Origin of the sequence: Thalassospira lucentensis, from assembly GCF_011806425.1 — a bacterium.
Classification (GTDB): domain Bacteria; phylum Pseudomonadota; class Alphaproteobacteria; order Rhodospirillales; family Thalassospiraceae; genus Thalassospira; species Thalassospira lucentensis_B.
Map to the genome: position 1 here is coordinate 79654 of NZ_JAATOV010000002.1, position 19711 is coordinate 99364.

18 protein-coding genes are annotated in these 19711 nt (G+C 54.4%); 7 read left to right on the top strand and 11 right to left on the bottom strand.

Translation table 11 applies throughout. The features are described 5' to 3' along the window. Window positions 1-2 precede the first annotated feature (2 nt). Together HCZ99_RS05985 and HCZ99_RS05990 are read right to left on the bottom strand one after the other, a co-directional pair. On the bottom strand, window positions 3-887 hold the full coding sequence (locus HCZ99_RS05985) for a carbohydrate ABC transporter permease (RefSeq protein ID WP_167446063.1): 885 nt from the start codon (window positions 885-887) through the stop codon (window positions 3-5). A 165-nt stretch (window positions 888-1052) separates the two neighbouring features. Continuing rightward, entirely contained in the window at window positions 1053-2294 is a 1242-nt protein-coding gene (locus HCZ99_RS05990; RefSeq protein ID WP_175581425.1) for an extracellular solute-binding protein, read from the bottom strand. Window positions 2295-2412: 118 nt separating this feature from the next. Here HCZ99_RS05990 and HCZ99_RS05995 point away from each other — a divergent pair, with 118 nt between their 5' ends. Next, the gene (locus tag HCZ99_RS05995) at window positions 2413-3636 is read left to right on the top strand and encodes an ROK family transcriptional regulator (protein ID WP_167446064.1); all 1224 of its coding nucleotides are present in this window, start codon (window positions 2413-2415) and stop codon (window positions 3634-3636) included. A 75-nt stretch (window positions 3637-3711) separates the two neighbouring features. On the opposite strand, the gene HCZ99_RS06000 is transcribed toward HCZ99_RS05995, so the two are convergent. Beyond that, entirely contained in the window at window positions 3712-4614 is a 903-nt protein-coding gene (locus tag HCZ99_RS06000; protein WP_167446065.1) for an SMP-30/gluconolactonase/LRE family protein, read from the bottom strand. Between the two features lie 296 nt (window positions 4615-4910). On the opposite strand from HCZ99_RS06000, the gene HCZ99_RS06005 reads away from it, so the two are divergent. The 4 genes from HCZ99_RS06005 to fhuB are packed head-to-tail and all read left to right on the top strand — an operon-like array spanning window position 4911 to window position 9601. Beyond that, window positions 4911-5687 (top strand): ABC transporter ATP-binding protein, encoded by a 777-nt coding sequence (locus HCZ99_RS06005; RefSeq protein ID WP_167446066.1) that lies wholly within the window; start codon window positions 4911-4913, stop codon window positions 5685-5687. 9 nt (window positions 5688-5696) lie between these two features. Then, window positions 5697-6638 (top strand): iron-siderophore ABC transporter substrate-binding protein, encoded by a 942-nt coding sequence (locus tag HCZ99_RS06010; RefSeq protein ID WP_167446067.1) that lies wholly within the window; start codon window positions 5697-5699, stop codon window positions 6636-6638. 3 nt (window positions 6639-6641) lie between these two features. Next, window positions 6642-7583, top strand: coding sequence for an ABC transporter substrate-binding protein (locus HCZ99_RS06015; protein WP_254869483.1), 942 nt, complete (start codon window positions 6642-6644; stop codon window positions 7581-7583). Beyond that, window positions 7580-9601, top strand: coding sequence for a Fe(3+)-hydroxamate ABC transporter permease FhuB (gene fhuB / locus HCZ99_RS06020; RefSeq protein WP_167446068.1), 2022 nt, complete (start codon window positions 7580-7582; stop codon window positions 9599-9601). The genes HCZ99_RS06015 and fhuB overlap by 4 nt, the downstream gene beginning before the upstream one ends. Window positions 9602-9681: 80 nt before the next feature. Here fhuB and HCZ99_RS06025 read toward each other — a convergent pair whose 3' ends face one another. From HCZ99_RS06025 to kdgD, 5 genes are all read right to left on the bottom strand, one after another. Beyond that, window positions 9682-10476, bottom strand: a complete 795-nt coding sequence (locus tag HCZ99_RS06025) for an NAD-dependent epimerase/dehydratase family protein (protein WP_167446069.1) — start codon at window positions 10474-10476, stop codon at window positions 9682-9684. A gap of 34 nt (window positions 10477-10510) precedes the next feature. Then, a complete protein-coding gene (locus HCZ99_RS06030; protein ID WP_167446070.1) occupies window positions 10511-11800 on the bottom strand; it encodes a TRAP transporter large permease in 1290 nt (429 codons plus the stop codon). Continuing rightward, complete coding sequence (locus HCZ99_RS06035) at window positions 11800-12345, bottom strand: TRAP transporter small permease (protein ID WP_167446071.1); 546 nt, start codon at window positions 12343-12345, stop codon at window positions 11800-11802. Before HCZ99_RS06035 ends, HCZ99_RS06030 begins: the two co-directional genes overlap by 1 nt. A 104-nt stretch (window positions 12346-12449) precedes the next feature. Further along, entirely contained in the window at window positions 12450-13442 is a 993-nt protein-coding gene (locus HCZ99_RS06040) for a TRAP transporter substrate-binding protein (protein WP_167446072.1), read from the bottom strand. Window positions 13443-13648: 206 nt separating this feature from the next. Beyond that, complete coding sequence (kdgD, locus tag HCZ99_RS06045) at window positions 13649-14599, bottom strand: 5-dehydro-4-deoxyglucarate dehydratase (protein ID WP_254869484.1); 951 nt, start codon at window positions 14597-14599, stop codon at window positions 13649-13651. Between the two features lie 267 nt (window positions 14600-14866). On the opposite strand from kdgD, the gene HCZ99_RS06050 reads away from it, so the two are divergent. Further along, window positions 14867-15631, top strand: a complete 765-nt coding sequence (locus HCZ99_RS06050; protein ID WP_167446073.1) for a 2-keto-4-pentenoate hydratase — start codon at window positions 14867-14869, stop codon at window positions 15629-15631. A 125-nt stretch (window positions 15632-15756) separates the two neighbouring features. Here HCZ99_RS06050 and HCZ99_RS06055 read toward each other — a convergent pair whose 3' ends face one another. The 3 genes from HCZ99_RS06055 to HCZ99_RS06065 form a co-directional block, all read right to left on the bottom strand. Next, on the bottom strand, window positions 15757-16659 hold the full coding sequence (locus HCZ99_RS06055) for an SMP-30/gluconolactonase/LRE family protein (RefSeq protein WP_254869485.1): 903 nt from the start codon (window positions 16657-16659) through the stop codon (window positions 15757-15759). A gap of 186 nt (window positions 16660-16845) precedes the next feature. Further along, the gene (locus tag HCZ99_RS06060) at window positions 16846-17562 is read right to left on the bottom strand and encodes a FadR/GntR family transcriptional regulator (protein WP_167446074.1); all 717 of its coding nucleotides are present in this window, start codon (window positions 17560-17562) and stop codon (window positions 16846-16848) included. A 101-nt stretch (window positions 17563-17663) separates the two neighbouring features. Beyond that, window positions 17664-18686 (bottom strand): aldose 1-epimerase, encoded by a 1023-nt coding sequence (locus HCZ99_RS06065; RefSeq protein ID WP_167446075.1) that lies wholly within the window; start codon window positions 18684-18686, stop codon window positions 17664-17666. Between the two features lie 162 nt (window positions 18687-18848). On the opposite strand from HCZ99_RS06065, the gene HCZ99_RS06070 reads away from it, so the two are divergent. Then, window positions 18849-19592 (top strand): FadR/GntR family transcriptional regulator, encoded by a 744-nt coding sequence (locus HCZ99_RS06070; RefSeq protein ID WP_167446076.1) that lies wholly within the window; start codon window positions 18849-18851, stop codon window positions 19590-19592. The last annotated feature ends 119 nt before the right edge of the window (window positions 19593-19711 follow it).

Genomic DNA, 19711 nt, shown 5'->3' on the forward strand with positions numbered 1-19711 from the left:
GATCAGACCTCTCCCTGTTTGCGGATCAGATACATGTAGCCTGCGATCAGGCAGGAACTGATCAAGACAACGATCAAGGCATATGACGCACCCGACCCAACGCGCATATAGGCAAATGCTTCTTGATAGACATAAAAACTGACGGTTTTTGTGCTGCTGGCCGGGCCACCGCGCGTCATGACATAGATGATGTCAAACACCTTAAAGGCCTCGATCGTGCGCAAAACAAGCGCCACACTGAGCGGCCCCATAATGGCGGGCAAGGTGATGCGCCAAAAACGGTTCCACACACCAGCCCCATCCAAAGTGGCGGCCTCATACAAATCTTTGGGAACGGTTTGAAGGGCGGCCAGTGCAATCAGGGCCACCAACGGGAAGTTTTTCCACACATCGGCCAAGATCACCATATCAAGTGCGCTTGCCGGGTCCCCCAGCCATGAGCGATAAGCATCCAGCATGCCGATCTGCACTAAAAGCGCATTCAAGGCGCCAAAATCGGGGTTATAAACCAGCCGCCACATCATGGCATTCACCACGGTCGGCAAGGCCAGTGGCAAAATCAGCATGGCGCGCAAAACGGTACGCCCGGCAAAGGCTTCGTTCAGCAAAAGTGCGACCAGAACACCAATCACCATTTCCGCCCCGACCGAAATCACCGCGAAATATGTGGTGTGCCAGATCGCCTCAAGGAACTTGCCCGACGACAAGGCACGAACATAGTTATCCAACCCGACCCAAACACTTGTCAGATCGGGCGCGATCAGTTTGGCACCGGTCAGGCTGTAATAAATTGTTTTGATCAACGGGTATCCGCTGACACCTAGGATGATCACAATCATCGGGGTCAGCAAAAGCCACGCCGTCACCGTTTTACGCTGGGAAATCATAGCGGTGCACTTGGCTCCGGTAGTGGGGTCAGGACATGCGACATCGGGTGGAAAACGCAGGGGAAATCGCGAAAAGATCACCGAAAAATCACAGCGTCCTGACCCTAGCTCAAAAGGACTTGGGGCCGTTCGTTTTACCGTACGGCCCCAAGAACGCTTTGGTCGTTACTGCATGTCCGAAATGGTTTCGGCGGCTTCATCCAGTGCTTCTTTGGGCGTGCTTGCACCCAGCATCGCATTCTGCAGGGCTTCTTGCAGGGCAGCGGATGCTTCCTGATAGGATGCCATGGTCGGGCGCGGTGCCATTACGGCAAGGCTGGTTTTGGCCGCTTCGACAAACGGTTCCTGACCTTTGATCACGTCCGGGTTGGAATAGGATGCTTCCCAGACCGGCAGGCTCAGCTTGGCAAATTTGTCCTGAACTTTTTCAGATGTCAGGAACTCGATATATTTCCAAGCTTCTTCCTTGTGATCACTTTTGGTCGGGATCCCAAGCCCCATCGAACCATTTACAGCCGATGCTTTGGAAACGCCGTCCGTACCTGGTGCGGGTGCAATACCAACATTGCCGGCAACCTGGCTTTCGGCCGGGTCATTGGCAAGGTTATACATATAGCCCCAGTTCAGCGCGAACGCGGCCTGCCCGCTTGAGAATACACGACGTACGTCTTCTTCAAGATATTCGCGGGAATTTGGATTGGTCAGCCCGTCATCAAGGGTGCTGACCATATATTCAAGCGCGTCTAAACCGCCCCCCGAATTAAAGGCCGGTTTGCCATCGGCATCAAGAAACTGACCGCCCATGCCAGACAGGATGGTGGTGTAATCACAAATGGCGGCTTCGGACTGCGACCACGACCAGACCAGCGGGTATTCGACAATGCCCTTATCCTTGATCGCCTTGGCCTGTGTTTTCAGCTCTTCCCAAGTTGCGGGCGGCGCGTCAAAACCGGCTTCTTTAAGCATTTCGGTGTTATAGAACAGGAACTTGGTATCGGCGATCCACGGCATGCCATAAAACGCGCCGTCATATTTCACCGTGGTCCATGCGCCATCAAGAACGCCTGCACGGGTCTTGTCGTCAATGCGGCTGCTGACATCTTCAAGCAGCTGATACTGCGCGAATTCAGCCGGCCAAACCACGTCATACAACACAACGTCATAGCCGTTTGCGCTTTGCGACAGCACGATTTTATCGTGCAGGGCTTCGTAGGGCACCAGTTCGGCATTGACCTTAATGCCGGGATTGGCGGCCTCGAACTGGGCGGTCATGTCGCGAATGTTTTCTTCGCTATAGGCCGCTTGTGCCATGAACAGGGCATTAAGCGTAACATCGGCATGTGCCGCCCCGGACGCGGCAAGCACCCCCATGGCAACCGCACCGGTTACGATATTCTTGATATTCATAGTGCATATCTCCCTGATATCTAGGATATGTTTGATGAAACAACAGACCTGCTTCAAGGCAGGCTTTATTATTAATTCAATTTGATATAATTAATAATTCAAAATAAGATGGGCGGCAATGGTCAAGATGAAAAAACACCCTAAAAGCGTCACGGGCACCAACCTTTTGCACGCCAAGAACCACAATATGCGTGCGGTTCTTGATGCGGTACGGCGCAACGATGGCCTGTCGCGTGCCGACATTACCCGGATTACAAACCTGTCGGCCCAGACGATTTCAAATCTGGTGGCGGAGCTTGAAGACTCTGGTCTTTTGCTTGCGGGCGAACCGGTGCGCCAAAAACGCGGACAGCCCGCCCGCCCCTATCGGCTTAATCCAGACGGTGGCTATGCCATTGGGTTTCAGCTTAGCGGGACGCAATTTGATGCGGTGTTGGTGAATTTGCTTGGCGAAGAACGCCACCGCCTTAGTCGGCAGTTCAACCATCCTGACCCGCAACACGCCATCGAACTTTTGGTCGATGCGACAAACCAAATCATTACCGATGCCGGGCTGGACCCGGCGCGCAATATCGGGATTGGCATTGCCATGCCAGGCCCGGTTGGGATTGCAGGCCCCACCGGCATTGCCCCGGGATGGGAAGATTTCGATATCGCCACCGCCATGACGGAAATGGCGGGCTGCCCGGTTTTTGTGGAAAACGATGCAGATGCCGCCGCGGTATCAGAAAAGCTGTATGGCAATGCCAAGGCGCTCGATAATTTTGTCTATATCTTTATCGGCTATGGGCTTGGAGCCGGGCTGTTTATGGACGGTCATGTCATTCATGGCGCCAATGGGGCGGCGGGTGAAATTGGCCATCTTCCGGTCGAGCCGGGCGGGCGTGAATGCACCTGCGGACGCCGCGGGTGCCTTGAATGTTATGTGTCGTTGCTGGCCCTTTATGCCGAATTTGACGCAACAGAGCGCGAAAGCCTGATGAACGACACATCGCTTGGCCGACTGGCCCAGCTTTCACCATCCGATGCCCCCGTGGCACGCTGGATCAAACGTGCGGCACCACATTTGGCAACCACGCTTCAGATATTGGGCAGTATGCTTGATCCGCAGGCGGTGATCATGGGCGGTTTGCTGCCTGCGCCAATCCGCGATGCATTATTGTTGGAAATTTCCAAACTTGAACATACCGGCAACCGGACCCCGCTGGGTAAGGCATTGCCGATCCATGCCGGGGCGGGCAATACCCTTTCTGCGGCCATGGGTGCGGCAGCCTTGCCGATTTATCAGGAAATGGTGCCTGATTTTCAGAACATGCTGAAAATCCGCAGTCCGAAATCTTAAGTGCCCAAAACATAAAGCGGAAACCGGGATATGTAATCCTCATACAATTTCCCGGCTTTCCCCGGCAGGTCGCTTTTACCCGGCAAAACGTGTGCAAGGCTGGCCCGCAACGTCGGTCTGGATCGACAAAAGCGCACCTTCAAGCGGATTGCCGTTATCTTCCAACCCGACCGCGGCCGAGGTGATATAAAGCGTTTTCATATCCGGCCCGCCAAAGACGCAACTGGTTGGCTGCGTGACCGGCAATTCAATAATCCGGTCCACCGCGCCGGACGGGTTAAACCGGATCAAGCAGCCCCCACCCCACCGCGCGTTCCAGATATAGCCATCCGCATCCATCGCGGAGCCATCCATATTGCCGCGATCCTGCGGGCCAAAGAATTCACGTGGGTTGGATGGCACACCGGTTTTCATGTCAAAGTCATAGACATTGAGCGTATTTTTGATGGTATCGCCAAAGAACATCTTGGTCCCATCTGCCGACCACAACAGGGTGTTTGAAATCCCGACATAAGATTCAAACCGTGTGACATCGCCATCCGCGTTCACCCGGTTTAGCGTGCCAGTCGAAACCGTAACCGGCAAATCTTCGCCGTTGGGGCCGATATTGTTTTGCATGGTCCCGTGCCAAAACCGGCCCACCGGATCAACCCGGCTTTCATTGGATCGATTGCCCGCATGATCGGAATCCGGGGCAACAAATGGGGTCGTTTCCCCACTTTCGGCATCCAGAAATGCCAGGCCATCGGCCAAGGCCACCAACAAACCGTCATTTTCACGCGGGACAATCGCCGCAACCGGCTGATCAAACGTCCAACTGCGCGATCCGCCGTCACTCGGGCGCAGGGCATAGGCGGTTTTCCCGACAATATCGACCCAATACAGCATGCCATCCTTGGCATCCCAATGCGGGCCTTCGCCCAAGGTGCAGCGTAAATTTGGCAAGACGGTTTTTACGTCGAATTTTGCGTCGGACATGGTTTTCCCCTGATCGTTCGATGCGGTTTTCCGCTTTGTTTTATCGCCTAAAGCACATGCCCAAAGGCACGGCAACAGGATCGAATATCGCCTCCCCATATTGCTACTAGGAATGAGAATTTCTGAAAAGTCATTTTGTATGATGATTAGAATTTTGCCCCTTTTAACGCAGTGCAATCGCAACTCGGTTGCAATTACGTCACGTAATTGATAGGCATTCTCATATTGGGCGGGCTGTTTTGATTCTTCATCATAAACAGCCATATCCCATTTCCGATTTTGCGAGTTTCCAGCATATGTTCGATCTAAAAGACGTCAGCTTTCAAAGTGATGGCAAACATCCCAAGACGCTGCTTGATGACATCACGGTCAGCTTTCCGACCGGCGCATTTAGCGCGATTGTCGGCCATAACGGATCGGGTAAAAGTACGCTTTTGAAATTGCTGGCGCGTAAAAACAAACCGGCATCGGGGGATATCGCCCTTGATCACACCCCGCTGTCTGATCACGGCACACGCGATTTTGCGCGCAAGGTTGCCTATTTACCGCAGAACCCAGTTGTGCCGCCGCATTTAAGTGTGCGCGAATTGGTGGCGTTTGGCCGGTATCCTTGGCGCGGTGCGTTTGGACGATACCGGGCCGAGGATCACGCGCAAATCGATCGGGCGATGGATATGACCCACGTCACCGAATTCAAAGACCGCTTGGTCGCCAGCCTGTCAGGTGGGGAGCGCCAGCGCGTTTGGCTGTCGATGTTGTTAGCCCAAGATGCGCCGGTCTTGTTACTCGACGAACCGACATCGGCCTTGGATGTTGGCCATCAGCGCGACATTCTGCAATTGGTGGCTGATCTGAAAGACAAAATCGGCTTAACCGTGATTGCGGTGTTGCATGACATCGACATGGTCGGGCGATTTGCCGATCACATTCTGGCCCTGCGCGGCGGGCGGACCTGCTGGCAGGGGGATGCCACGCACTTCATGGACGGCGCAACATTGCGCGACATTTTCCAAACTGAAATCGACGTCATCGCAGTGCCCGGCAGCACGCGTTCCGTCAGCTATGTCAAATAGGATATAACGATGAAATCTGTGTCGATGGGCCGCATTGCGGCTGGTTTCCTGATGGCGGCAAGCACGTTAGCGGCTGGGTTTGGGGCCGCGTCCGCGCAAACCTTTACCCATGAAATGGGCAAAGCGACATTCGCGCAAACACCGACCCGTTTTGCCGCATCGAACTGGTCGCTGACCGAAAGCCTGCTGGCCCTTGGCGTTGAACCGGTCGCAATCCCCGAAGCAGATGGCTATCGCATGTGGGTGGTGGAACCCAAACTGCCCGATACCTTTGCCGATCTTGGCAATCGCCGCGAACCCAACTTAGAAGCCCTTCGCGAAGCCAAGCCGGACGCCATCCTGATCGGGTCTGAAATTGCGATGGCCTATGACAAATTGTCGGCCTTTGCCCCGACGCTGGTGTATTCGATTTACAATATTGAATCTGACAAACCCGCTCTTGCCCGGGCTGAGGATTTGATGCGTAAACTGGGCGAGCTGACCGGAAAATCTGATAAGGCCGAAGACGTCATTGCATCGGCCGATGCCCGCATTAAAGCAGCCGGTGATCGCATTCGCAAAGCAGTCGGTGATGATGCCAAATTTGCCGTGGTGCGTATTCTGGACGAAGCACATTTCCGTATTCACGGCAAAACATCACTGTTTGGATCGACCTTGGCCCGCATGGGGTTTGAGGATGCCTGGACCGGGGATGTGAATGGCTGGGAATTCCATAACGGGGATATTTCAGATCTGGCGAAAATGGGCGATGTCCAACTTGCCTATGTCGCCCCCATCGCACCCACCACGCGTACCAAGTTGCTGGAATCCGGTATTTGGAAAGCATTGCCATTTACGCGCAACAACCACGTTTATGAAGTCCCATCAAGTTGGACTTTTGGCGGGGTTCTTTCGGCGGCGCGCTTTGCCGAAAAACTGGCCGATGCTGTGACCCAAGCCAACGGATCGTAATTCATGACGTTTTTCCGCCTGTTTGTATTGGCCGTGGTGATGACGGCTGTATCAGCAATTTCTGGCCTTGGCATTCATTCTGCCACAGCATCCCCGATTGTGATTAACGATGACCGCGGCACCGTGACCCTCGACGCCGCGGCAACGCGCGTTGCTGTGATCAATTGGGGACTGGCCGAGAGCGTTCTGGCCTTGGGACTTGATCCAGTGGCGATTGCCGATCCGCAAGATTATCAAAAATGGGTTGGAAAACCCGACTTGCCGCAAAGCTTTGTCGATCTTGGCGCGCGTGCCGCCCCCAATATCGAGGCGCTGCGCAATGCAAAGCCCGACCTGATTTTGATCAGTCAGGAACTGGACATTGCCTATGACAAACTGTCTGACATCGCACCGGTCATGGTTTTTTCGATCTATGCCGATGGCAATATTGCCTTTGACAGTGCGACTGACGCATTTCGCAAAATTGCCAAGGCCACCGGGCGCGAAAAAGAAGGCGAAGCGTATTTAAAGCAGGTCGATGACAAGCTTGCCGCATATGGTGACCGTATTCGCGCCGTGCTTGGCCCGGATCAGGAAATCGCCGTGGCGAATTTCTATTCCCCGACCAATATCGCGGTTTTTGGATCCCCGTCCCTGCCCGGATCGGTCATGAAGCAGATGAATGTGCCGCTTGCCTATGACGGCCCGGTATCAAAATGGGGTTTTGCGCGCGGCGGGTTGGAAATCCTGGCCCCGCTTGCCAAAAACACGCTGGTCTATACCAATCCGATCCCCGATACCGTGCGCCAAAAAACATGGGCGTCACCACTTTGGAAAAGCATGGATTTTGTGCGTAACAACCGGGTATATGAATTGCCCGTGGTTTGGGGCTATGGCGGGGTGCCATCGGGGCTTCGCTTTGCCGAACTTCTGACCAAAAGCCTTGAAAACGGTCCGACACAATGAGCACGCAGGCCAGCCTTTCCACGCCACGTACCACCGCAAACATCCCCTTGATCCTGGTGGCTGTTCTTGGCGTGTGTGGTGTTGGGGTTTTGCTGGTTGATTTTTGGCCGTTTCTAAGTAACGGAATGGCCGCTCAGGTGATGTTTTCGCCCGATGAAACCGACTTTCAGCAGCTTTTATTTCATTACAGCACCCTGCCCCGGCTTTCGATGGCATTTTTATGCGGGGCGGGCTTGGCCCTTGCGGGGGCGGCAATCCAAACCGTGTTGCGCAATCCGCTGGCATCGCCGACCACCCTTGGCGTTGGGGCGGGTGTTGAATTTGCCCTGACGGTTTTCATCCTGATCGCACCGGCGTCCTTGGCACTGTTTCAAGAAGCCTTTGCCCTTGCCGGGGGCATGATTGCGTTGGGGGCGGTTTACCTGATCGCGGCCAAGCGCGGCAATGCGACCCTTTGGCTTATTCTGGCCGGTATGATTGTGAACCTGCTTTTGCAATCAGGTACACAGATTTTCCTGCTGTTTAACGAACAATATTTGCAATCGGTCTTTATGTGGGGGGCCGGTGATCTGGCCCAGAACGGCTGGGACGCAGCGCTTTTTGTGCTGCCCCGTGTGGTGATTGGCATGATTGCAGTGTTGGCCCTGTCGCGCCCGCTTGATTTGCTGGCCCTTGGCGATGACACGGCCAATTCATTGGGGGCGAAAGTCACAGTTTTGCGGCTGTTGATTTTGGGCTTTGCCGTTTTCATTACTGCATCTGTGATTTCAGCAGCCGGCATGATTGGCTTTGTCGGTTTGGCCGTGCCCGCCGCCCTTCGCATTGCCGGGCTGACGCGGTCGCGTGATTTAATGATCTATTCCGTGCTGACCGGTGGGTTGGCCCTGTTGGTGATTGATTTCATTGTCCGCCAGTTTAACGGGCTGGGCGGGGATGTGTTGCCAACCGGGGCGGCAACCGCATTGTTTGGCGCACCGTTCATCATTCTAATCCTGCGCAAAGCCCGGATTATGCCCGGCGCGCAAAGCAACGACCATCCAAACGATCAGCACATCATATCCAAAACCGGCCTTAGCCTCCTTTTGATGGCTGTGCTGATCGTTGGTGTGGTGTTCTCGCTGTTTACATCGCTTGATGGCACCGGCTTTGCCGTTCTGGGATGGACGACACCATGGCAGGATAGCAGCCTTGATGTCCTAACCGGCCGGGCGGAACGCACCTTTGCCGCGATGATTTGTGGTGCGGCCCTTGCGGTGTCTGGCACGCTTATTCAACGCGTTGGGCGCAATCCGCTGGCCAGCCCGGAAATCACAGGGGTTAGTTCAGCCACCGCCCTTGCGATTATCATTGCACTTGCGATTTTCGGGGTTGGGCAGCGGGCCGATTTGATGGTGATCGGGGCGGCTGGCGGCGTGGTGTCGCTGATTGTGTTGCTGGCGCTTTGTCGCAAATTCACCCATGCGCCGCATTACATGTTGCTAAATGGCTTGGCCCTGACCGCGATTTTGGGGGCGATTGTGCGCATTGTCCTAACGCGCAGCGGCACGCAAACATCGATGTTGATGTCGTGGCTGGCCGGGACAACCTATTTCACCAATATGGATGAAGTGATGATTGTCGCCGCCGTGACCGCGGTGCTGTTGATCACCGCCATTGCGCTGCGCCGCCCATTGGAATTGGCGTCACTGGGCACGGATCAGGCGGTGTCGCTGGGGCTTGGCATTTCGGTGTTTCAGTTTGCCATGATGTTACTGGCCGCTATTTTGGCCGCCGCCGCCACCCTTTTGGTCGGGCCGCTGAGCTTTGTGGGCCTTATGGCGCCCCATCTGGCCCGGGTTGCCGGATACCGCCTTGCAGGGGGGCATTTACTCGGTGCAGTGTTAATCGGGGTGAATGTGATGATGGTGGCCGAATGGCTGGCCAGAAACCTGCTGTATCCGCAGCAATTGCCAACCGGCCTAATCGCCGCCTTGATCGGCACGAGTTACTTCCTGATTTTGGCGGTGCGCAACCGTTAAAACGCCCAGGCATTAAAATGAAAAAGGCCCGCGATTGCGGGCCTTTTTGATATGCGGTTTCTGGTTGGGTTACCCAAACATCAGTCTTCGAAATGGCCATTGGCGGCAAACGGCCCGCCTTGATAAATCACGGCCCTGTCGTGCCGGTCTTCGGGATCAGACGCGGCTTCGATTTCAGCGCGGAACTGTTCAGAGCTGTCTTGTGGCTGCCAGCCCAAGAAGGACGCGTGGTCGTTGCTCCACCAGGTCGATGTGTTGTTCGACACACCATACATCACAAGATGGCCGGTCATTGGTGCATCAAATATCGCCTTCATCAGGGAGACAAAGTCACGCGGGCTCATCCAGGTGGACAGCATCCGACGGTTCAGCGGCTTTTCAAAGCAGGACCCAATGCGAAGCGACACGGTTTCAACATCGAACTTGTCGTAATAATAACTCGCCAGTGCCTCGCCATAGCATTTGGTCACGCCATAGAGGCTATCGGGGCGCTGTTCGGAAGTGTCATCAAGTTTGGTTGTGCGTTTGTGAAACCCGATTGCGTGGTTTGAGCTGGCAAACAGGATGCGGGGTTTGTTGTTATTACGCGCCCCTTCATAGAGGTTATAGGTGCCCAGCAAGTTGGCCTGCAGCAAATCATCAAAGGCGGCCTCAACCGAAATACCGCCAAGATGGATGATGCCATCCACATCCTTGGTCAGTTCATGCACAGCCGCCCGATCAGCAAGATCGCACTGAACGACTTCTTCGTTCGGACCGGCTGGGTCCATTGGCGACAGGTCCGACAGGCGCAAAACATCGGCATAGCCTTTAAGGCCTTCGCGGCAGATTTTACCAAGGTTGCCGGCGGCACCGGTAATCAACAAACGTTTCATCTTCGTCCTCTTTGAAATGCGTCTTTAACCGCGATCAATTGGTGCCAAATACAAGGTTGGGCAGCGTCATTGAGACCGCGGGAATATAGGTTGTCAAAAGAAGTGCTGTCAGGATCGCCAAATAGAACGGCCAGATCGTGCGCACCGCATGTTCGATCCTCACCCCGCCAATCGCACAGCCGACAAACAAGCATGATCCCACCGGCGGCGTGCACAGGCCAAGGCCCAAATTCATCATCAGCACCATGCCAAACTGGATCGGGTCCATGCCAAACTGGGCGGCCAAGGGCAAAAAGATCGGCGTACAAATCAGGATCAAGGCCGCCATATCCATGATCATACCGGCAATCAGCAACATGACATTGATCAGCAACAGCACCATGATCGGGTTGTCGGTAATCGATGTGATCGCCATGGCCAATTCATCGGGCACGCGGTAAAAGGCCAGCATATAACCATAGGCCGATGCACAGCCCACCAGTAGCATCACAAGCGACGTTGTCTTGGCCGATTGTTTGACCGCGGCAACAAAGCCCGCCCAACTAAGTTCCCGATAAACAAGCCCGGTAATGATCAGCGCGTAGGCCACACCAATCGCACCAGATTCCGTCACCGTGAACACGCCACTGAGCACCCCACCAACGATGATCACAGCGGTAAAGAACCCCGGAAGTGCGCGCACAGCGGTCCGCCACACAACACCCCACCCCGGAAATGGTTCCGCCGGATAGCCATGCTTGATTGCCACCAACCAGGTCGCCAGACCAAGCAACAAGCACATGATAATGCCCGGCACCACACCAGCCATAAACAGCTTGGAAATCGAAATGCCGCCACCAGCCGCCACCGCATACAGGATCATATTATGGCTGGGCGGGATCATGATCCCGGCGATGGATGACGTCACCGTGACATTAACCGCGTAATCGGGCCGGTAGCCTTCCTTTTTCATCACCGGAATAAGGATCGAACCAAGGGCAGATGTATCAGCCACCGCAGACCCGGAAATACCGCCAAACAGCATGGATGAAAACACGTTCACAATGCCAAGACCGCCCCGGCGACTGCCGACCAGTGCTGTGGCAAATTGCACCAGCCGGTTCGCAATCCCGCCATGAAGCATCAATTCACCGGCAAAGATAAAGAACGGGATCGCCAAAAGGGAAAAGGCACTAACGCCTGATCCGACCCGCTGAAAAGCGATCAGGGTTGGCAGACCTTCGTAGAAAAAGGCGCCAAGGGCCGCAATACCAAGCGAAACGGCAACGGGCATGCCAATGACAATACCAATGGCAAACAGGCCCAGAAGAATGGTCATGCCCATTAGTCAGCGTCCTTATTTAGCAAATCGTCGTGGTAAAATTTGGCTTTGGAAATGGTGTTCCAGCGCGCAATGATTTTGAGAATATTGACCACACTGTAAAAGGCGATCCCGGCCCCACACACCGCCATTGGCACAGAACGCCACCCATCAGAAATATGAATGATCGGCATTTGTTTGCCCCAGTTAAAGGCAACCAAATCCATCCCGCCCATCAGCATCCAATACCCAAACCACGCCATTGCGGCGTAGCTGATCATCGCGACGACGGCGGCAACTTTTGACGGCAAGGCATCGCGAAAAAACGACACCGCAAGGTGGCTGTTATCGCGCATGCCAGCGGCGGCCACCGGAAAGGTGATCAGGACAATCAGGATAAGCGAAAATTGTTCGACCCAAGTGGGCGTTTCGTTCAGCACATAGCGCCCGAAAACAAGCCAGGCAAAACTTGGGATCAACGCCACAAGGGCCAAGCCGCCGATCAGGTTTAAAACCCCGGCAATGCCACCGCCCAGACGGTCCATCAATTTGGTGAAACGGGAAAACATGTATGCGCCGCCAGAATGTGATTAATCAGAAATAGAAAAACCAAAAAACAATAACACAAAGAAGGGCGACGAAATGATCGCCGCCCCTGTTTTAGATGATGTGTTTATTTCTGCGCATCCTGGATGGCTTTGACCAGATCGGCCAGATCCGGGTTTGCTTTGGAAAACTCGTCATAGACCGGCTGCATTGCATTCTGGAAGGCGTCTTTGTCAGCGATTTCGTTGACTTCGATGCCAGCAGCGATGACTTTTTCCTTGGATTTTTCGGCACGGTCGGCCCATGCAGCGCGCTGAACTTTAACCGATTCATCGGCGGCTTCTTGGACGATTTTCTTTTCGTCGTCTGACAGGCCGTCATAAAGTTCTTTGTTGATGCACAGGCATTCCGGCAGGATCAAGTGCTGGGTCACGGAATAGTATTTTGCCGCTTCAAAGTGGCCGGAGCTGTCATAAGACGGATAGTTGTTTTCCGCCCCGTCAATCACACCGGTTTTCAGCGACTGATACACTTCGCTATAGGCCATCGGGGTAGCGTTACCGCCAAGGGCCGCGACCATCTGAACATAGAGATCGTTGCTCATGACGCGGAATTTCATGCCTTTAAGGTCGGCTGGCGTGTTGATCGGGTGTTTGGAGTTATAGAACGAACGCGCACCAGAATCGTACCAACCAAGCGGCTGAAGACCGGCTTCTTTCAGACCATCGGCGATCTGCTGACCGGCGGGACCGTCCATGACTTTGTGCATGGAATCAACGCTTTTGAAGATGAAAGGCAGCGAAACAACGTTTGCTTCGGGGGCGACTTCACCCAGCGGGCCGAGGTTGAAAACAGCCCAGTCCAAACCACCAAGGCGGACCTGCTGGATCGCATCAGGCTGATCGCCCAAAACGCCGCCGTGGTAAACCTTGGCTTCAAGTTCGCCACCCGATTTTTCGTTGATCAGCTTGGCAAATTCTTCCATGCCGGTCGATACCGGATATTCTGGCGGATGGATGTTCCAGCCGCGCCATTCGCTGGCCTGTGCGCCCGATGCCAAGGCAACCGATACCGCCGCAGCGGCAAGCGTTAAGGTGGTATTTTTCAAAAAGGTGTTCATTGGAGTCCTCCCGTGACTTTTTGTCGTCTTACGTATAAAGCCTTGTTTTCCCTGATAGGAACTTGTTGTTGTCAGGAAACCTTACATATTGTCACTTGTAAATACAACTAAAAGGTTCTTTGACAACTGGTCTTTGATGTGCCGATTTTTCCGACCTCATCACATCTTAGGCTTCCCGGCACGCCTACCCGCCGGGATTGCAAAGGTTATTGCGGGCGCAACGCCCCCGGGCCAAAGGCATTTTCGATGACCTCGGCCAACATCGCGTCTTCGTCTTTGGTCAAATCGGTAAGCGGGCTTCGTACCGGGCCGGTATCGCGGCCGATCACGCGCATGCCCGCCTTGACGATGGAAACGGCATAGCCCTTTCCGCGGTTGCGGATATCAAGATACGGATAGAAGAATTCGGTGGTGATCCGATCCATGGTCGCGTGGTCATCACGCGTCAGGGCATCATAAAATTCCAATGCCTGCGTTGGCAGGAAATTGAAAATCGCCGATGAATAGGTTGTCATGCCCGCCGCCTTATAGGCCTTGGCAAAAACTTCTGCCGTTGGCATGCCGCCGATATAAGACAGGCGATCCCCAAGGGTGGTGCACACCTTGGTCACCATTTCGATGTTGCCATGGCCGTCTTTAAACCCAACCAAGTTCGGGCAAACATCACACAGCTTTGACAGCGTTTCGGGCGAGATGATCGAATTATCGCGGTTATAGACAATCACGCCGATCTCGACCGCATCACAAACCGCCTTAACCCGGGCAAAAAGACCTTCTTGCTCCGCCCCGATCAGATATTGCGGCAACAACAGCAATCCGTCGGCCCCGGCCTTTTCGCACGCTTGCGCCAGCTCGACCGCAATGGCGGTGCCATAGCCACATCCGGCAATGATCGGGGTGGTTCCAGCGACTTCTTTGGCGGCACGGACGGTTTGAACGACTTCATCTGGGGTCAGCGAAAAGAATTCACCGGTGCCCCCGGCGGCAAACAAGGCCGTTGCCGGGAATTGCGACAACCAACCGACATGTTTGCGATAGGTCGAAAGATCAAGCGCGCCCTGCGCGTCAAAGGGCGTTACCGGAAAAGATAACAACCCGGCGCCAATCGCCTTTTTCATTTCAAGATAATGCATCAACCGTCCCTTAAATTCTGTCATCGGCAAAATATCTAAGACGATTCTATAAATTCATAATATTACTTTGTCAAACATATTACAAAACCGATAGGCGCGGCGCATTTTCGCGTGAAAATTCGCGGTTTTCTGGGAATTTTGGGCATTAAACTTTGGTATGATGACTTTGTTTTATTGGCATTATTTAGGGATTAGGTGGAATTGGTATGATGACTTTGACCCCGATTCCCGATACGGTCGCCCATCAAACAAAGCAAACCAAAACCACCAAAATCAACGAGACCGCAAGGCATGACAAACATCACCGAGGCAAGCCGGATCCTTGCCGCCGCCTTTACCGACCACACCCTGATTGATCCCCTGCCAACGGACATTGCCCCCGACAGTTTTGACGCGGCCTATGACGTTCAGGATGCCACGTTAAAACGAACCGGCGCCAAACAGGCGGGCTGGAAGATTGCCGTGGCAACCCGTGCCGCGCAGGAAAAGATCGGCAGTGACGGTCCGCTGATTGGCCCGCTGCTGGATGGTCGCATCTTAGAAGACGGCGCGCATCTGACGACGAATGACCTGCATTTCCCCAATATCGAGGCGGAAATTGCCGTGGTGATGGCAAGCACGCCCCCATCAGGCGCCACCCCCGAAAGCATCCTTGATCATATCCAAAGCATGCATTTGGCGATTGAGATTGCCGACCGGCGTTACCACGAAAAACAAAACCCGATCCAAACCTTGGCCGACCTGAACTCCACCGGGTATTTTGTGCTAGGGCAGCAAATTGAAAATTGGCGGAACCTGATCTTTATCGGTGGCACCGTCACGACCAAAAGTGATGGCGCGGTTCTGGCCACCAACAGCGATCCCAATGCATGGCCGGAAATCTTTATCGGCCTGGCGTATCTTGTGAACTTCCTTGCCAAACGCGGGGCTGCGTTAAAGCCCGGTGACGTTGTGACAACCGGCGCCTGCGCCACACCAACCATTACCCCGCATGGCAAGATCGAAGCGATCTTTGACGGGTTGGGCAGTGTAACAGCGACGATCGAAAAGGTCTGATTGCACCCTGCCCCGTGGCCGAGACAGGCCCAACACACCGCTTATCCATATGCAAAAGGCCATGCAGAATTGTCTGCATGGCCTTTTGATTTATAGATCACGTTGCGGCAAGCAAGTGCGCGGGCTTAGCGGCGACCTTCAACAAAGCGATGAACAGGCACGCCCGGCACATCGACGCGCAAGGAAACGAGCTTACCGGCATCGGGGAAGGTCGCGCATTTTTCGGCGCTGTAATTTTCCTGATGGCTGGTGACATAAAGGGTTTTCATATCTTCACCGCCAAAGCATGGCATGGTCGGATTGGGCATGGGCATCGGGATCGACAGCAGCAACTTTCCATCCGGGGCAAAGCGGTTCAGGTTGCCCGCCGACACGCCCGCAGACCAATAGCAGCCTTCAACATCGACCGCGCCACCATCTGGCCGCCCCAACCGATCATCCAGATCAAGGTAGCGTTGGCAATTGGAAACTGCCCCGGTTGCGACATCAAAGTCCCACCGATTGACCCACGGGCCACGGGAATCAGAATGGTACATTTTGCGACCATCGGGGGACCATGCCAAACCGTTGGAAATCTTAAACCCTGTGACTTTCTCGTCGATTTTGCCATCGGCGGTGATGCGATACAACGACGCGATAGGTTGCTTATCGGCATCATCATCCATCGTCCCGACCCAGAACGCACCATCCGGGCCGATTTTGCCATCGTTGGTGCGGCTGTTAATGCCATCATCAATCGTGGCGATTTTGGTCCGGGCATCCGTATTGGGATCGAAATAGATGATGTCTTTGCGAAGCGCGACAATCAGGCGTCCCTGATCGGTCAGGCCAAAACACCCCAGTTCGCTGTCAAACGTCCATGTTTTGCGTGCACCCGTTGCAACATCCAGCGCATGAAGCTGACAATTGAGGATATCGGTCCAATAAAGCCGGTTATTCTGGGCATCCCAGTTTGGGCATTCGCCCAGTGTGAAGGTCTCATCTAGCAGAACTTTCGGCTCATAGAGCCCGCCCGACATATCCGACATTTATTGCCTCCGAAAATTCATCATATCACTTTGATTATTCTTCGGTTTGCCGGTGTGGCCGAAACTTGTCAACATAATTAACAATTTTTACGGTCGGATGTCGGCCCCGAACCATACCGGAAATAGCCATCTGCCGCGCGGCAATCTGGGGCCATCACGGGTGAATTTCGGCCCCCAATCCGCCGATTACATATCGCGGGCGTGGTCGGTGACGCGCTGGCGGGCTTGATGCAGGTGATAGCGCATCAGAAGTTCCGCACTGTCGGCATCGCCGCTGACAATCGCATCATAAATCTGGCGATGTTCGGTCAGTACTTTCTGCCCGCGCCCGGCCGATCCACTGCGGGTAATGTTTAGGGCGACGATCATGCTTTTGCTCATGACGTCATGCAGCGATGTCAGGATGGTGACAAAGATTTCATTACCGCTGGCACGCGCAATCGCCATGTGAAAATCCAGATCGGCCTTATCGGCGATATCGCCCGCCGCGATGCCGTCTTCAAGCATTTTCAACGCGTTCTGGATATCGCGATGGTGCCGCAGGCTGGCGCGATTGGCGGCCATGCGCGCCGTCGCACCTTCAATCGCGATGCGGGCTTCAAAGCAACGCAAAAGCCCGGCAACATCACTGACACCGCCAAACTCAATCAGCCCTTGTGGGGGGCGGCGTTTTACAAACGATCCCACCCCTTGGCGGGCATAGACCAAGCCATCCGATTGCAGTTTGCGCAATGCTTCACGGACAACAGGGCGCGACACGCCAAAGGATGCGCAAATCTCATTTTCCGAGGGCAGCTTTGTCCCTTCGCCAAGCTTTCCGGACACAATCTGCTCTAGGATCTGACCATAAAGCTGATCCGCCAGTTTTTCGCGTTTTTGAAGCTTCAGCTGAAACCCGGTCATGGCGCGCACCACCCTTTGAACTTGTTATCTTGTAAATGCCACTTGTAAGTTTTATCGGCAAATGACAATCGGGTAAAGGGTGCTGCACGCAGATTACCAGATCAATCGACCAATAACCTATCGCGCTTGTCCGCGCGCAAGATATCGTCCTCGGCCTCCGCACCATTCACATCGTCAATATCATCATGCGCAACAAGGCCCTGATTGGTCGGTTCAATCAAGCGCGGGGTTAAGGTCATGCTGCCCGTCAGGATGTCATTTTGATCTAGCACGGTCAGGTCACCGAAATCCTTGAACTCCGGGTGATTATGCACATTCGGGACATGGGAAACCGGCTCAACACAAAATGTTTGACCGTCTTCAGGGATATAGAACTGAAGGTTCGCTAAGCTGTCACTTGCCGACATATGCAAGCCATACCCGGCATCGCCCCAAATCATGTCTGCTTCGCCCTGCCACCCGGCATAATGCACATCAAGACCGCGATGATGGCGGATCAGCTTGCCATCGGCAAAATCGCGACCAAGGTCAATAACGGTATGGGCGGTCGGCAACATATCCGCATCCGTCGCAAAACAATCACTGGCAACAAACGAAACCGATGTATCCGGCGTTGCCGGGAACCAAGGATGAAGCCCAATCCCATAGGGCATCGGGTCGCGGCCCATATGCTGCACACCGATTTCAATCGTGACATCGTCCTGGGTGACTTTGAATTCCTGCCACGCGGCATAGGAAAACCCGGTATCGGGATCATCGTGGGTGTGGTTGATGCGCAATGTATCATCGGTTGGCCGTTCGATTTTCCAAACCGCCCCCCGGCCAAAGCCATGGATCGCATGCGGGCTGGGCGGACGATTGGCCGGGACATTGACAAGACGGCCATCAAATTCAAACTGCGCAAATGCCAACCGATTGGCAAACGGCACCATCGGGAAGCAGCCCAAAGACGACGGATTGCCGGACGCAAGGGCCTGTGCAGTCACGGGACGCAAAAGGTTGATCGTGCCAGTGCCATCGGGGCGCAGCCAATCAATCCGCGATATCGCCCCACCATTGGCAACGATCCCGATCTGGAATGGTCCACTGTTCCAACGATATTCTGCCGCGTCCTTTTTGGGCATGATAGATGCCTTTATTCTGTTTAAAATCGTATGATGACTTTACATCACCATGGGCGTTCGATTATTTCAAGATGCTAACGCTGATCACATGTCATAAAGACGATCGTCGGGCAGTCACCTTATATCGGGTACTTATCATACCGGATTTACCGGACAGGCAACATGAACAAGACCAATGCGTCAACCGCGGCCAAAAACACACCACGCAAAGTTTCGCTGACCGAAAAGGTCATCGCCAGCCTGCGCCAGGAAATCGAAAGCGGGCAGCGCGAACCGGGCAGCAAATTGCCAACCGAGCCGGTCCTGACCCAAACATTTGGCGTAAGCCGCACGGTCATCCGCGAGGCCATCGCCGCCCTGAAAGCCGATGGATTGCTTGAACCGCGCCAAGGGGCTGGTGTTTTTGTCCTGTCGCCCGAGCCCCGCAATAGCGATGCATCGATCTTTGCCGTCGATTACGCGCAAATATCGGATGTTTTGGAAGTTCTTGAACTGCGCATGGCGGTCGAGATTGAGGCCGCCGGCCTTGCCTGCACGCGAAGCTCCGCCGCCCAGCAGGCAAAAATCTATGAAGCCATGCAAAAGATGGAAGATGCCGCCACACGTGGGGATGCGACCGAACTGGCCGATTTTGAATTTCATAGTGCCATCGCAGCCGCCACCAACAACCGCCGCTATGCCGAGTTTTTGCAGCATCTTGGCGATAAAACCATCCCGCGTGCGCAATTGCGCCGCCGCCCGCCCGAAGTCGAAGATCAAAAAAACTATCTGCAAATGATCCTTGGCGAACATCGGGGTATCTATGATGCGATTGCCGCGCGCGATGAAGACAGCGCACGCAAAGCCATGCGCACGCATCTGAGCAAAAGCCAAACCCGCTATCAGAAACTTCTGACGGAACGCTAAGTTCTGTGCCCCCTTTGGTGGGCACCTCACCTAAGGGCTGTGCGCATCGCGAAAGTTGTTAGGGGCATAAACCGCGGCTGTTCGGAGTCTAGGTTACGGTTGCAATTAAGCCGCCTGCC